This window comes from Providencia sp. 21OH12SH02B-Prov, from assembly GCF_027362595.1.
Taxonomy (GTDB): domain Bacteria; phylum Pseudomonadota; class Gammaproteobacteria; order Enterobacterales; family Enterobacteriaceae; genus Providencia; species Providencia zhejiangensis.
In genome coordinates this window covers 3,825,922-3,841,666 of the sequence record NZ_CP114796.1, presented here as the reverse complement: position 1 = coordinate 3,841,666, position 15,745 = coordinate 3,825,922, and the positions used below count along the sequence as shown (strand labels likewise).

Here is a 15,745-nt window from a genome sequence, read left to right as displayed (position 1 = left end):
GATATTGTGGTTTTTCTATAGCGTTTAATGCCAGTGGCGCAAAAATAACCCTGAATAATTTTATGCTATTAACCAGTAGCTTATCAAAATTTATCTACTCCATAATATTTATGATTCTTCCCGCACGTTCTGACAATTCCAATCTGATTTTCTATCAAGTATATTGTCGGCCTCTTTTCCTCAGCTAACTAAGGGCCAGACTGTTATGAACAAAATCAATGTGGCATGTAGCCAGGGGGTCGCTATCTATTTTACTGGAGAATTCCAATGGGTAGATATTCGCGATGCACAGTTAAACAATATCGCTGCTGTTGTGCTATCTGAACAGGATGCCAATCAAGGGCTATGGAAAAGAGTTATTGATAGTAAGTTAAGTATTCCGCTGTTTATCATTAGTGATAAACAGCTTCCTGATAATATCGAGATGCCGTCATATGTAACGGCAATACTGCCTCCTGCACCTGCTGAGCGTAACGAAAATAGCCGTCAATTACTCGACGCCGCGAATCGCTATCTTGAGCAGTTATTACCGCCATTTTTTGCTCGAATGATGGATTATGCTGCGGGTCATAATGTCACCTTCGCTTGCCCTGGACATCAAGGCGGGCAATTTTTCCGTCGCCATCCGACAGGGGAACAATTTTATCAGTTCTACGGTGAAAATCTTTTTCGTACCGACTTGTGCAATGCTGATGTAGCAATGGGGGATCTGCTGATCCATGAAGGGGCCGCAAAGGAAGCGCAAAAATTTGCGGCCACGGTTTTTAATGCCGATAAAACGTATTTTGTACTCAATGGCACATCATCATCAAATAAAGTGGTATTGAACGCGTTATTAACACCTGGAGACCTCGTGTTATTTGATCGCAATAACCATAAATCTAACCATCATGGTGCGTTAATTCAGGCAGGTGCAACGCCAATTTACCTTGAAACTGCACGTAATCCGTTTGGGTTTATTGGTGGGATTGATGCACATTGCTTTGAAGAAGATTATTTGCGTGAATTGATTACTGAAGTGATGCCCGAGAAACGCACGGCAGAACGACCATTTCGTTTGGCGGTTATTCAGTTAGGCACCTATGACGGTACGGTATATAACGCAAGGCAGGTTGTCGATAAGATTGGCCATTTATGTGAGTATATTCTGTTTGACTCTGCATGGGTGGGTTATGAACAATTCATTCCAATGATGCGTCAATGTTCGCCATTATTACTGGAATTAAATGAAAATGACCCAGGTATTATGGTGACACAATCCGTGCATAAACAATTAGCAGGCTTCTCACAAGCGTCGCAGATTCATAAAAAAGATAATCATATTAAAGGGCAAAACCGTTTTGTTTCTCATAAAAAGCTCAATAATGCTTTTATGATGCATGCATCGACCAGCCCGTTCTACCCGTTATTTGCTTCCTTAGATGTGAATGCGCGTATGCATCAAGGCGATGCGGGCGAAATGATGTGGATGGAGTGCGTTAAGCTCGGTATTGAAATTAGAAAATCCATCATCAAACATTGCCAATATTTCAGGCCGTTTGTGCCTGAATGGGTCGATGGTAAACCATGGCAGGATTATCCAACAGAGCAAATAGCTTCTGAGCAGCGTTTCTTTAATTTTATTCCAAATGAACGTTGGCATGCTTTTGAGGGTTATGCAAAAAACCAATATTTTGTTGATCCTTGCAAGTTAATGTTAACGACGCCGGGGATTGATGCTCAAAGTGGCGACTATGAATCCTTTGGGGTTCCAGCGACGATTTTGGCTCATTTTTTGCGCGAACATGGTGTGATCCCTGAAAAATGTGATCTGAATTCGATTCTCTTTTTGCTTACGCCAGCGGAGAGTAAAGAGAAGCTGGATTTGTTAGTCATGCATTTGGTGCGTTTTGAGCAGTTACTGGAAGAAGATGCATTATTAGAAGATGTGCTGCCATCCGTCTATCAGCGTTATCAAGAGCATTACCAAGGCTATACTTTGCGCCGTTTATGCCAAGAGATGCATCAATTAAGTGTGCAGTACAATATTAAGCAGTTACAGAAAGAGATGTTCCGTAGACAACATTTTCCTACGGTCAAAATGAACCCACAACAGGCTCACCTTGAATTTATTCGAGGCAATGTGGAATTACTTCCACTTAGTGAATTGGAAGGCCGAATTGCCGTTGAAGGCGCATTACCTTACCCACCGGGAGTGCTGTGTGTGGTGCCGGGTGAGGTTTGGGAAGGACCTGTATTACGTTATTTTCAAGCGCTCGAAGCTGGAATTAACTTACTGCCGGGGTTTGCGCCCGAGCTACAAGGTGTCTATATTCCGAAAACGGAAGATGGACAGAAACGTGTCTATGCGCATGTTTTAAAATAAAATGACCTTTATTTTGTAGCGGCTCATAGATTTTACTTGATGAGCTGGTTAGATTGGGAGCTGTTTAGCAAACAGCTCCTTTTTCATTCAATAAGGTAAGGTGTATGGCAAAGAAAATTATCCTAGATTGCGATCCGGGACATGACGATGCGATTGCGTTGTTATTGGCTTATGGTAATCCTGAAATAGATTTATTGGCTGTCACTACTGTCGCGGGTAATCAAACTCTTGAAAAAGTCACTCATAATGCGCTTGCTGTTGCGGAAATGGCAAAAATTCGGGGAATTCCGTTTGCGGCAGGTTCACCTCGGCCATTAGTACGTGAAGTGGAAATTGCTCCTGATATTCATGGAGATTCAGGGCTTGATGGTCCTCAATTACCAGAACCATCGCTAACATTAGAAAATAGTCATGCAGTAGAATTGATCATAAAATTGATCATGTCGCATCCTCCTAAAACCATCACTTTAGTGCCTACAGGGGCACTGACCAATATTGCATTAGCAGCAAGGCTTGAGCCGCGTATTGTGGAGCGGGTGAAGGAAGTTGTGTTAATGGGGGGCGGTTACCATGTTGGAAACTGGAGCCCTGTGGCTGAATTTAATATTAAAATTGATCCGGAAGCCGCACATATTGTTTTTAATGAAAAATGGCCACTCACCATGGTTGGCTTAGACCTCACTCACCAAGCACTTGCAACGCCGGATGTTATCGAAAACATCGCTAAAGTTGGCACACCTTGTTCGCAATTTGTTGTCGAATTACTTGATTTCTTTGGCAAAATGTATAAACAGGCGCAAGGTTTTGATGCCCCACCAGTGCATGACCCTTGTGCTGTTGCCTATGTTATCGACCCTTCCGTCATGACGACACAACGTGTTCCCGTGGATATTGAGCTAACAGGAACGTTAACTTTAGGGATGACCGTTGCTGATTTCCGCCATCCTGCCCCTGCTGATTGTCATACTCAAGTCGCGGTAAAATTAGATCATGCTAAATTCTGGCAACTGGTGGTGGATGCCTTAAAACATATTGGGTGATAAATAGCTATTAGGTCATGTTGAATCCCCATAGTTTAGCTGGCCTAATCTATCACTATGTAATGATTTTCTTTCTGTTATTAAGTTGTAATTTAGGAATGCTTATATGAATCAAGATGCTGAAAACTTACCTTATGACATATTGCTAGCCCGTAGCATGAACGCCTTGCAACATAAGAGTCAATTTCATTGTGATACTTGGAAACTTGATCAAGCGAGTTGGTCTGTTGATCAAGAAGAAGGCACTATCGTTTTTCAGGCGCCAGACGATATTGTGGCAGTTGCCCCCGTGCAAATTATCGGCACTTATGATCAAAACCAAGGAAATTGGCTGTGGGGATGGGCGAATAGCTCGATCGAAGAACCATTATTACAAGATGCTTTAGCCGTACAAGAATTTGCTGAACGCAAAGGCTATGATCAATTAACCGAAGCCATGTGTCAGATCGATGAAAGCGAAGCTTGGGAATTTGCCGCACTAGCTTGTGAGTTAAATGAACGCCAAGGGGTATACCGCGGTGCCGCAGGGAATACGTTAATTTTTATGTCGTTTGGTGAAGTTAAGCTCCATAAAAATAATGCATAATCATTGAGTAACAAAAAGCATGATTATCTCTCCCTAATTATTCTTGGAAGTTATAATGACGATCTGTCTTATGCTTTGGGAGGATAAACACGATGTTAGCAATAGCACTTGAAGCGGCGAAATCGGTCACAGCGATGACTGTGGAAGCATTTCAAGGCGCTGGACGATTTGATTACAAGCCGGATCGTTCAGTTGTCACCCAAACGGATTTGCGAGTTGAATCTAAATTGCGTGAATTATTCGCTCGACGCACCCCTAATATCCCCATTCTTGGCGAAGAATTTGGCCTTGAAGGCAGTAAATCATTCGATTCGGGCTGGGTTATTGACCCTATCGATGGTACTCGTGCTTTTATTTATGGTGTTCCGTTATTTAGCACCTTGATTGCTTATGTTGAGCATGGTGAGCCTATTGTCGGTGTCATTAGCTTTCCCGCTATTTCTACAATTATGTACGCTGCAAAAGGGGATGGCTGCTATTTAGACACAGGTAACAGCTCTAGACGGCTAGTCTTAGCAAAAGACGCACCAAAAGAGCTGGCGAATGCGGTGGTTTCAGCATCAGGTATTCATAGTAGCACTTACGATCCACGAGATGGAACAACGCTTTATCATCTCGATCGTGTTGTCGGAGCGGCGCGTGATTTTATTTTTGCTAATGATGCTTATCAACATGCAATGGTTGCATCAGGCCGTATACATGCCGCTATTGATTCGATCATGAAACCTTGGGATAGTGCGGCGCTGATCCCCTGTATTCGCGAAGCTGGCGGAGAAGTCTGTACCTTAAATGGTGAACGTGAAAAAGTGTTGTTTGGCGGCAGCTTACTCAGTGCTTCAACACCGGAGCTTGCGGAGCACATTGTGAATTTGATGAATACACCGGTTTCTTAAGTGAATGCAGATGGTGATAAATGTTTATAGCCTATATTGCGGAATATCATATTGAACAATTCCCTCGTATTCGCGTATTTGGCAATTAATAAGAGAGATAAAAATTTATTTATATGAGTTTACAACATGTCACTAATAAAGTGACATGTTGTAATATGAACGTCTACTCTATTCTACACTAAATAATCGAAAATTAATTATAATGAGTTTAATCTAAATGTAATCTTCAGTTTTAATTGGCTGAAAATCAATGATAAAGGAAGTTTATTTTAAAAAACACACATCATAATCGTCTCTTTTTTGCTTTTATATGCTTAGGCTTTAATAATAACAGGTTTTTATCTTTTTTATTTTATAATCTATCCGACAAATAAATTACTACTATAATTAATTTGTGTTTTTTCATCGGTGTTATATAAATAAATGAGGCTATTATGATTAATTCTGGGTATATTGATGAAGTTTTAAAAGTTACTGAATCCACTAATTCAAATTCAGATAACTCAAGCGTGATTGTTAAATGTACTTTGGAAGAGAGTGATGAAATTATTGACCTTGTTTTTAGTAATGATGATAAATATATAGCCGAATTGTATGTGTCATTATTAGAATATGTTTCGCCAGATAGTTTCTTTAGCCTATATGTTGAGTTTTTTAGTTCCCCAAATCGGATAGAACAAAACCATCTTGTTAAGGGGTTTAAACTAGAGCTGCCAGCCTTCCTAGAACACATGGCGTTGTCAGACAGTGAGTCTGTTTTAAATAATAATCAGGACTCAGAAGACGATAACATTATGAAAGGCGAGATATATGGAGTAAACGAAATTAGTAAAGAATTAGATTCCGTGTACTATGAAGTGATTACAAGAGTAGAACGAGGAAACTATAAAATCGTATTATACTCTGAAAATATGAAGTCATTTTTCATTAACTATGCTGGGATGATCACTCGATATAATCTCTTACCTAGAAATACGATTAAGTTAGAGTATATCATGTATGTTGAGTTTTATGTTGCGAATAACAACAGCGAACTGCATTATTCGATACCACATGTTATGGAGGTTAATAAAGTCTAAATGAAAAAATAATCGACTAATATAAAAAGGGTGTGTGAATCTAAAATCTCACTGGGTTTTTATTGGTGGGATTTTTTATATTGCATTGTGATAATTTATTTCACTCTGTCTATGGCCTATTAATGAATTAGAATATTAAAAATATGTTTTATCGGGCCTATGGCTGCCATCGATAGAAGAGTATTAAACCGGTTGAATTCAATATGCGCACAGATTTTTAATAGCAAATAGTGTGTTTATACCTCATGGCATATTGAGTATCAATGCATGTAGCAGAGCTACCTTGTGTTTAAATACTTTTGCCGTCTTCTTGATAGCAACCGAACAGCGATATCGCACAGTACCATCTGCTCTCATTCTGAGGTCTATGTTATAATCGTCTATCTTATAGTATTTTCCATGGCAGATTTAGGTGTGGAGTTTCCCAAACAGGGGGCTTCAACGGGTGTTCTGGTAAAGCAAAAACACATTAAATAGGTCACAAAAGACATGGATACAAGACAGATACAACAATGACCGAAAATAAGGTTTTTCAAGGTATGACAGGTTACAAGAACATAAATAGATTTTCCGTTGCGCCGATGTTGGATTGGACTGACCGCCATTGCCGATACTTCCACCGTTTGTTGAGCAAAAATACGTTGCTCTATACTGAAATGGTCACCACAGGCGCTATTATTCACGGTAAAGGTGATTATTTAGCATTTAGTGAAGAAGAGCAACCTGTAGCACTACAGCTTGGCGGCAGTGATCCCGCGGCATTAGCGCAATGTGCAAAGTTAGCACAAGCGCGTGGTTACGATGAAATTAATCTTAATGTCGGTTGTCCATCTGATCGTGTACAGAATGGCCGTTTTGGCGCTTGTTTAATGGCAGATGCTCAGCTTGTAGCTGATTGTGTCAAAGCGATGCAGGACGTGGTGTCGATCCCAGTGACGGTGAAAACGCGGATTGGTATCGATGAGCAGGACAGCTACCAATTTTTGTGTGACTTTATTGAGACCGTTTCAGCCAAAGGCGGCTGTGAAATGTTTATCATCCACGCTCGTAAAGCATGGTTATCTGGCCTTAGTCCAAAAGAAAATCGTGAAATCCCACCCTTGGATTACCCGCGTGTTTATCAGCTAAAACGTGATTTTCCTCAGTTAACGATAGCAATTAATGGTGGAATAAAAACCCTAGAAGAAGCGAAAGAGCATTTACGCCACCTTGATGGTGTGATGGTAGGACGTGAAGCCTATCAAAATCCCGCTATTTTGACTGCGGTAGATAACCAATTATTCGATAGTCAATTGCCGGTGGTGAATGCTGTGGATGCTGTTCAGCAAATGTTTCCTTATATCGAAAAAGAGTTATCGCGAGGCACTTACTTGGGACATATTACCCGCCATATGCTAGGGATATTCCAAGGTATTCCAGGCGCTCGCCAATGGCGACGTTATTTGAGTGAGAATGCACATAAGAAAGGTGCAGATCTTGCTGTCGTCGAACAAGCCTTGGCATTAGTTACTCGAGATCAATAATTAGCGTTGGGATGGCAACCGCAGTTGGCATCCCAATCAAGCGAATTAAGGGATCAATAGGCTAGAACCTTGCGTTTTTCTCGACTCTAATGTGCGGTGTGCCGTTTGCACATCTTTTAAGGCAAAAATCTGTTGCTCTGGTACATCCACGTTCAGTTTGCCACTCAATATCATATCAAACAGCGCACGGCTGGCTTGATCTAGCTCGGCTCTATTAGTGACGTAAACCCCTAATGATGGGCGAGTGACATACAAACCGCCTTTTTGATTTAATATTCCTAGGTTGACGCCTGTCACTGGGCCAGATGCATTACCAAAACTCACCATTAAACCACGGCGTTTCAGTGAATCGAGTGAGGCAATCCAAGTTGACTGGCCGACAGAGTCATAAACGACATTCACTTTTTCACCGTTGGTGATTTCTTTAACGCGTGCAGCAATATCTTCAGTTTGGTAATTAATCACTTCCCACGCACCAGCTGCTTTGGCGCGTTCTGCTTTTTCCGCACTACCAACCGTACCAATCATTTTGGCACCCAGCGCTTTTGCCCATTGGCAAGCAATGAGTCCAACGCCGCCTGCTGCTGCATGGAATAAAAAGATTTCGTCGCGTTTGATTTGATAAGTTTGGTTCAGTAGGTAATAGACTGTCATACCTTTTAGGCCACATGCCGCGGCTTGATTAAAGGAAATATCATCGGGTAGATGGGCAACAGCCTGTTCTGGTACATTGTGAACTTCACTGTATGCGCCGAGAGGGCCTTGAGCATACATGACTCGGTCACCAGGGCGAAAACCTGTTACTTGGGAACCGGTTTTCACCACAATACCCGCAGCTTCTGTACCCAGGCCTGAGGGTAAATTGGCGACAGGGTATAAACCGCTACGTACATAGGTATCAATATAGTTGATACCTATGGCATGGTTTTCTATCTGAATTTCGTTATCGGCAGGGTCTTTTAGCTCAAAATCGGTATAATTCAGAACTTCGGGGCCACCATTTTGTACAAATTCAATGCGTTTTACCATGATCATCTCCGATAGTAACAGTATTGGACTCGTCGTCTTGCAAGTTATCTGTTGGTTGAGGTGTGTAGCGGACAAATTTTGTTCCTTAATCCCATCGTGAGCTAGTTTCACGGGAATCATTGGATTTGTTGGCTACAAATATTCGAATTATTTAGAAGCTGATTTGTCTACCATATCAATCACTCAATAATAACGCTATGGTTTCGTGGTATGAATTATAGGTTTATCACTCATCGGACAACGATAAAAATTCTGTTCAGGAAGTAAAGAAAGCGCCCTTCAATAACAAGTTTGGCGTATACTAATATGTTAGTAAATAATGGATGTGGATAAGAAAGTATGGCTAAGAAATACCCTTCAGAAAACAAAAACAGTGCGCCGCGCGACCAGCAGATGGAAGGCTTAAAACTTCCACCGCATTCTATCGAAGCGGAGCAATCTGTATTGGGAGGGTTAATGCTAGATAACGAACGTTGGGATACTGTTTCTGAGCGCGTTACCCATGCAGACTTTTATAGTCGTCCACACCGTACTATTTTTGCTCAAATGCAAACTTTGCTAGAACAAGGCAAACCGATTGATCTGATCACGCTATCAGAGTCCCTAGAGCAACAAGGTGAGCTGGATGTTGTTGGGGGATTTGCTTACCTTGCCGAATTGTCAAAAAACACACCAAGTGCGGCGAACATTAATGCTTATGCGGACATTGTTCGTGAACGTGCTGTTGTGCGAGATATGATCTCGGTAGCGAATGAAATCGCCGATGCAGGTTATGACCCACAAGGGCGTAGTAGTGAAGATTTATTGGACTTTGCAGAAACGAAAGTCTTCCAAATTGCTGAATCGCGGGCCAATAAAGATGAAGGCCCAAAGGATATTGAAGCGATTTTAGCGGAAACCATCGAAAAAATTGAAAAACTATACCAGCAGCCGCATGACGGTGTGACTGGGGTGTCAACAGGCTACCAAGATCTCGATAAAAAGACAGCCGGCCTACAGGGCTCCGATTTAATTATCGTCGCCGCCCGTCCATCAATGGGGAAAACGACCTTTGCGATGAACTTGTGTGAAAATGCGGCAATGACGGAAGAAAAACCGGTTTTGATTTTCAGCTTGGAGATGCCCGGCAACCAGATCATGATGCGTATGTTGGCCTCATTATCCCGTGTTGACCAAACGCGTATTCGTACTGGGCAGCTTGATGATGAGGATTGGGCACGAATTTCGAGCACGATGGGGATCTTGTCTGAAAAGCGTAATATGTATATCGATGACTCCTCGGGGTTAACGCCGACAGAGGTTCGCTCACGCGCTCGCCGTATTTATCGTGAACATGGCGGCTTGAGCCTAATCATGATCGACTACCTACAGTTGATGCGAGTTCCTGCGTTATCAGACAACCGAACGTTAGAGATCGCGGAGATCTCTCGTTCACTTAAAGCGTTAGCGAAAGAGCTTAATGTACCCGTTGTGGCGCTTTCACAGCTAAACCGCAGCCTTGAGCAACGTGCAGATAAACGCCCAGTCAACTCCGACTTACGTGAATCAGGCTCTATCGAGCAGGATGCTGACTTGATCATGTTTATTTATCGTGATGAAGTTTATCACGACAACAGCGACTTGAAAGGCGTTGCGGAAATTATTATAGGTAAACAGCGTAATGGGCCAATTGGTACGGTTAGATTGACGTTCAATGGCCAATGGTCTCGCTTCGATAACTATGCGGGACCGGCTTACGATGATGAATAAACACTCACCCGATTTCGAGTTGTCATTGCGTTGACTAAGTTCACTCGTCTTAGCCGCATACTTTGGTATGCCCCTAAGGCGTTTTTTTGTGTCGTGTTGTGACAACTGGAATGATTTCGTGTATTCACTAACGGTAGTTTTAGTGATGAGAGCATAAAAATAAAAGAGGAAATAATGAAAGCGGCAACCGCATTAATTAACCGCCGCGCTCTGCGACACAATCTGCAACGCGTCAGAGAATTAGCACCACACAGTCGTCTCATTGCAATTGTTAAAGCAAACGCTTATGGCCATGGATTAACTGAAGTCAGTACCGGTATTGAAGACCTCGTTGATGGGTTTGGGGTTGCCCGTCTTAAGGAAGCTCTGGCATTAAGAGAAAAGGGAATAACAGCCCCCATCGTGTTACTTGAAGGTTTCTTTGAACATTCTGATCTGCCATTGTTAGTCACACACCGTATCGATACGGTTATCCATTGTATTGAACAACTTGAAATGTTGGAAAACGTTCAGTTAGCGATGCCTATCAAAGTTTGGATGAAACTTGATACGGGTATGCATCGCTTAGGTGTACTTCCTCAAGATGCGGAAGCGTTTTATCAGCGTTTACAAGCTTGTAAAAATGTCGAATTGCCTATCAATATTGTTAGCCATTTTTGTCAGGCTGATGAACCTGAATTACCTACAACCGCTAAACAAATCCATTGCTTCAAACAATTTATTGAGAATAAGGTCGGGGAAAAATCGATTGCGGCATCGGCAGGCATTCTATTATGGCCAGAAGCTCACTATGATTGGGTAAGACCGGGCATTATAATGTATGGCGCATCTCCGCAAGAAGGAGTCCCCGCTAAATCCTTTGGTTTAGAAAGTGTGATGACACTTAAATCAACATTAATTGCCGTCAGAGAGCATGCTGCTGGGCAATGTGTCGGATATGGTGCAACATGGTGTAGTGACCGTGATACTCGACTTGGCGTCGTGGCAATTGGTTATGGTGACGGCTATCCTCGAAGTGCGCCATCGGGCACACCCGTTTTGGTTAATGGGCGAAAAGTGCCAATTGTAGGGCGCGTTTCTATGGATATGATCACCGTCGATTTAGGCCCAAATGCCAATGATAAAGTAGGTGATGAGGTGGTTTTATGGGGGAAAGCTCTGCCTGTTGAGGAAATTGCCAAACAAACAGGAATTATCAACTATGAACTACTGACAAAATTAACCTCAAGAGTTGTCATGGAATATGTAGACGAATAACTGACAAAGGGTTATTTTCAAAAGACGAGACGAAAAATAGAATATTATCTGATTATGGAGATGTCCTGTGTACCAACACGTTGATTCCTATCCTGGCGATCCCATCCTTTCGTTAATGGATGAATTTAATAAAGATACTCGTGAAAACAAAATCAATTTGAGTATTGGCCTGTATTATGACGGTGAAGGCAAAACACCAGAGCTAAAAACAGTGGGCCATGCAAAAGCGGCTTTAAATAAGCTGCCACCAAGTGCATCACTGTATTTGCCGATGGAAGGTTTAAAAGATTATCGATTGGAGATCCAACACCTGCTATTTGGTGCTGATTGCCCACTGATCGCTCAAGAGCGTATTGCAACAGTACAAACGATAGGGGGGTCTGGTGCGCTAAAACTGGGGGCTGATTTCCTTCACCATTATTTCCCTCAATCTGAGGTTTGGTGTAGTGATCCAACATGGGAAAACCATGCCTCTATTTTTTCTGGTGCCGGTACCAAAGTTCACTACTACCCTTATTTTGATGAAAAAACTAAAGGGGTTAAATTTGCTGAAATGCTCTCAACATTTAAGACGTTGCCAGCAAATAGCATCATTTTAATGCATCCGTGTTGCCATAACCCAACGGGTTCTGATTTGACACCTGAGCAGTGGGATGAAGTGACTAAAGTCGCAAAAGCACAAAAATTGATCCCATTCTTAGATATTGCTTACCAAGGTTTCGCTGAAGGTATTGATGAAGATGCTTATGCTATCAGAGCGATGGTCAAAGCAGGTTTACCGGTATTCGTCAGTAATTCATTCTCCAAAATCTTTGGTATCTATGGTGAACGTGCTGGTGGCCTATCTGTTATTTGTGAAAACCAAGAAGAACGCGACCGCGTTCTTGGTCAGCTAAAAGCAGGGGTTCGTCGCCTTTATTCTAGCCCTCCATCAAACGGAGCTAAGATTGTGGCGCAAGTGCTGACTGATAGCGAACAAAAAGCACAATGGTTGAAAGAAGTTGAAGAGATGCGAGTGCGTATTGTCGAAATGCGTACAGTCCTCGTGGACGAACTGAAAAAAGCGTTACCTGAAAAGAACTTTGACCATCTGTTAAAACAACGCGGTATGTTCAGCTATACAGGATTTACAAAAGAACAGGTTGCTCGTTTGAAAGATGAGTTTGCGGTCTATTTAGTCGGAACTGGGCGAGTTTGTATGGCTGGAGTTAACCGCCATAACGTGCATCGTATCGTTGAAGCTTTTGCTGCGGTTAGTCAGTAACCGTCGAGTGATATCGTAAAAAAACGCAGGTAAATCCTGCGTTTTTTATTAAAGAGGCAGTGACACAACGCGGCGATCAAAAACCGCCATTGTTTGGGTCACCGTGATATTTAGTAGCCACGAGCCAAGATTGGTTTTAAGAAACGAGCAGTATGCGATTTTTCACATTCCGCCACCTCTTCTGGGGTACCTGAAATTAATATTTCACCACCACCGCTGCCCCCTTCAGGGCCTAAATCGACAATCCAGTCAGCCGTTTTGATAACATCTAAGTTATGCTCAATGACCACAATGGTGTTACCTTGATCGCGTAATTGATGCAATACCGTCAGTAGCTGTTGGATATCTGCAAAATGTAAGCCAGTCGTTGGTTCATCAAGGATATAAATGGTTTGCCCAGTACCACGTTTCGATAATTCACGTGCAAGTTTCACGCGTTGCGCTTCACCACCAGACAAAGTGGTGGCTGACTGGCCTAAACGAATGTAGGAAAGACCAACATCCATCAATGTTTGCAGTTTACGCGCAAGTGCAGGGACGGCATCAAAGAAATCACGAGCCTCCTCAATAGTCATATCAAGTACTTCGTGAATGCTTTTTCCTTTGTATTTAATCTCTAATGTCTCACGGTTATAACGCTTACCTTTACACTGGTCACAGGGTACATAAACATCAGGTAAGAAGTGCATCTCAACCTTGATCACACCGTCGCCTTGGCAGGCCTCGCAGCGACCACCTTTGACGTTGAAACTAAAGCGACCTGGATTATAGCCACGAGTTCGTGATTCAGGTACACCTGCAAATAGTTCACGAATAGGTGTAAAGACCCCCGTATAGGTGGCTGGGTTTGAACGAGGTGTACGGCCGATAGGGCTCTGGTCGATATCAATGACTTTATCGAAATGCTCAAGACCCTCAACATCTAAATAAGGGGCAGGTGTGATGGTCGTTGCACCATTTAATTGGCGCTGTGCGATAGGGAATAAAGTATCGTTGATCAGCGTGGACTTCCCTGAACCAGAAACGCCTGTAATACAAGTAAATAAGCCAACAGGGAGTTTAAGGGTGACATTTTTTAGGTTGTTCCCTTTAGCACCATGTAATTGGAGCATCTTGTCTTTATTCACGGGAACTCGTTTCTCGGGAATTTCGATTCGTCGTTCACCGCTTAAGAACTTACCCGTTAATGACTCTGGGTTGGCAATGATATCTTCTAATGTGCCTTGGGCAACAATTTGGCCGCCGTGCACACCGGCTCCAGGGCCAATATCAATAACGTGGTCTGCCGCACGGATTGCATCTTCATCGTGCTCAACCACAATCACGGTGTTACCTAAGTTACGTAGATGGATTAGCGTTTCTAACAGGCGGTCATTATCGCGTTGATGGAGTCCGATTGAAGGCTCATCAAGGACATACATAACTCCAACAAGCCCTGCACCGATTTGGCTGGCAAGACGAATACGCTGTGCCTCACCGCCGGATAAGGTATCCGCGGAGCGAGAAAGGGTTAGGTAATTAAGGCCTACGTTAACTAAGAATTTTAATCGATCACTGATTTCTTTTAGGACTTTTTCGGCAATTTTCGCCCTTTGTCCGCTGAGTTTTAGATTTTGGAAAAATGCCATAGCATGGCCAATGCTGTAATCGGCAATTTCAGGTAACGTGGTGTTTTCGACGAAAACAAAGCGTGCTTCTTTACGCAAGCGAGTTCCGTGACATGTCACACAAGGCCGGTTGCTGATATATTTCGCCAGTTCTTCACGTACCGCAGTAGATTCCGTTTCTTTATAGCGGCGCTCCATATTATTGAGCACCCCTTCGAATGGATGGCGGCGAACAGTGATATCACCTCGATCATTACGGTATTTGAACTCAATGGTCTCTTTCCCTGAGCCATATAAAATAATTTTTTGAATCGATGGGCTTAGGGATTCATAAGGAGCTTCAACATCAAATTTATAATGTTCCGCTAGGGATTGTAGCATTTGAAAATAGTAGAAGTTACGGCGATCCCAACCGCGGATAGCTCCTCCGGCTAAGGAAATCTCCGTACTTTGAATGACTCTTTCCGGATCAAAGAATTGTTGAACGCCAAGGCCATCACAACTTGGGCAAGCACCAGCCGGATTGTTAAAGGAAAAGAGACGTGGCTCTAATTCCATCATGCTGTAACCGCATACCGAGCAGGCAAAATTAGCGGAGAAAACGAGCTCTTCAGCTTGCGGGTCATCCATGTCGGCCACAATGGCTGTGCCACCCGACAATTCCAGTGCAGTTTCAAATGATTCAGCTAAACGTTGTGCAATATCATCACGGATCTTAAAACGATCAACGACCACCTCGATGGTGTGTTTCTTTTGTAATTCAAGGGGCGGTGGATCGGAGAGATCACAAACCTCACCATCAATACGCGCGCGGATGTAACCTTGAGAGGCTAAATTATCTAATAATTTGACATGCTCACCTTTACGATCTTTCACGACGGGGGCTAACAACATCATGCGGCGTTCAGAGGGCTGAGCCAAAACATTATCAACCATTTGGCTTACTGTTTGCGCTGCGAGTGGAATGTTATGGTCAGGGCAACGAGGTTCCCCAACACGAGCAAACAGCAAACGCAAGTAATCATGGATCTCAGTGATGGTACCGACTGTAGACCTCGGGTTATGAGAGGTGGATTTCTGTTCAATCGAAATAGCAGGTGATAGCCCTTCGATGTGGTCAACATCAGGTTTTTCCATCAGCGAGAGAAATTGCCTTGCATAAGCTGATAATGATTCAACATAGCGTCTTTGACCTTCCGCATAGAGCGTATCAAAGGCTAATGATGATTTCCCTGAACCGGACAACCCTGTAATAACTATCAGTTTGTCTCGGGGGATGATGAGATTGATGTTCTTAAGATTATGAGTGCGGGCACCGCGTACTTCGATATTATCCATTTACCACTTCCCGGA

11 protein-coding genes are annotated in these 15,745 nt (G+C 42.9%); 9 read left to right on the top strand and 2 right to left on the bottom strand.

Annotated elements, in window-relative coordinates; genetic code table 11:
- Positions 1–205: 205 nt before the first annotated feature.
- The 6 genes from O7C57_RS17735 to dusA all read left to right on the top strand — a co-directional run bounded on the left by O7C57_RS17735 (position 206) and on the right by dusA (position 7,486).
- Positions 206–2,365, top strand: a complete 2,160-nt coding sequence (locus O7C57_RS17735) for an ornithine decarboxylase (protein ID WP_154623542.1) — start codon at positions 206–208, stop codon at positions 2,363–2,365.
- A 104-nt stretch (positions 2,366–2,469) separates the two neighbouring features.
- Positions 2,470–3,405 carry a nucleoside hydrolase gene (locus O7C57_RS17730; protein WP_154623543.1) on the top strand — a complete coding sequence of 312 codons (936 nt, stop codon included), beginning with the start codon at positions 2,470–2,472 and terminating at the stop codon, positions 3,403–3,405.
- 106 nt (positions 3,406–3,511) lie between these two features.
- On the top strand, positions 3,512–3,991 hold the full coding sequence (locus tag O7C57_RS17725; protein WP_154623544.1) for a DUF6882 domain-containing protein: 480 nt from the start codon (positions 3,512–3,514) through the stop codon (positions 3,989–3,991).
- A gap of 92 nt (positions 3,992–4,083) precedes the next feature.
- The gene (locus O7C57_RS17720) at positions 4,084–4,884 is read left to right on the top strand and encodes an inositol monophosphatase family protein (RefSeq protein ID WP_269723389.1); all 801 of its coding nucleotides are present in this window, start codon (positions 4,084–4,086) and stop codon (positions 4,882–4,884) included.
- A gap of 434 nt (positions 4,885–5,318) precedes the next feature.
- Complete coding sequence (locus O7C57_RS17715; protein WP_269723388.1) at positions 5,319–5,963, top strand: hypothetical protein; 645 nt, start codon at positions 5,319–5,321, stop codon at positions 5,961–5,963.
- 512 nt (positions 5,964–6,475) lie between these two features.
- A complete protein-coding gene (dusA, locus tag O7C57_RS17710; protein ID WP_249999786.1) occupies positions 6,476–7,486 on the top strand; it encodes a tRNA dihydrouridine(20/20a) synthase DusA in 1,011 nt (336 codons plus the stop codon).
- Positions 7,487–7,531: 45 nt separating this feature from the next.
- Here the strand turns inward: dusA and O7C57_RS17705 are convergent, their stop codons facing one another.
- Positions 7,532–8,515: an NADPH:quinone reductase gene (locus tag O7C57_RS17705; RefSeq protein ID WP_163860628.1), complete on the bottom strand. Its 984-nt coding sequence runs from the start codon at positions 8,513–8,515 to the stop codon at positions 7,532–7,534.
- 339 nt (positions 8,516–8,854) lie between these two features.
- Between O7C57_RS17705 and dnaB the strand changes: the two genes are divergently transcribed.
- The 3 genes from dnaB to O7C57_RS17690 all read left to right on the top strand — a co-directional run bounded on the left by dnaB (position 8,855) and on the right by O7C57_RS17690 (position 12,785).
- Positions 8,855–10,264, top strand: coding sequence for a replicative DNA helicase (gene dnaB, locus O7C57_RS17700; protein WP_154623822.1), 1,410 nt, complete (start codon positions 8,855–8,857; stop codon positions 10,262–10,264).
- A 174-nt stretch (positions 10,265–10,438) separates the two neighbouring features.
- Positions 10,439–11,521: an alanine racemase gene (gene alr / locus O7C57_RS17695; protein WP_154623821.1), complete on the top strand. Its 1,083-nt coding sequence runs from the start codon at positions 10,439–10,441 to the stop codon at positions 11,519–11,521.
- A 67-nt stretch (positions 11,522–11,588) separates the two neighbouring features.
- Positions 11,589–12,785 carry an aromatic amino acid transaminase gene (locus O7C57_RS17690; protein WP_269723387.1) on the top strand — a complete coding sequence of 399 codons (1,197 nt, stop codon included), beginning with the start codon at positions 11,589–11,591 and terminating at the stop codon, positions 12,783–12,785.
- 110 nt (positions 12,786–12,895) lie between these two features.
- Here the strand turns inward: O7C57_RS17690 and uvrA are convergent, their stop codons facing one another.
- A complete protein-coding gene (gene uvrA / locus O7C57_RS17685; protein ID WP_154623820.1) occupies positions 12,896–15,730 on the bottom strand; it encodes an excinuclease ABC subunit UvrA in 2,835 nt (944 codons plus the stop codon).
- Positions 15,731–15,745 lie beyond the last annotated feature (15 nt).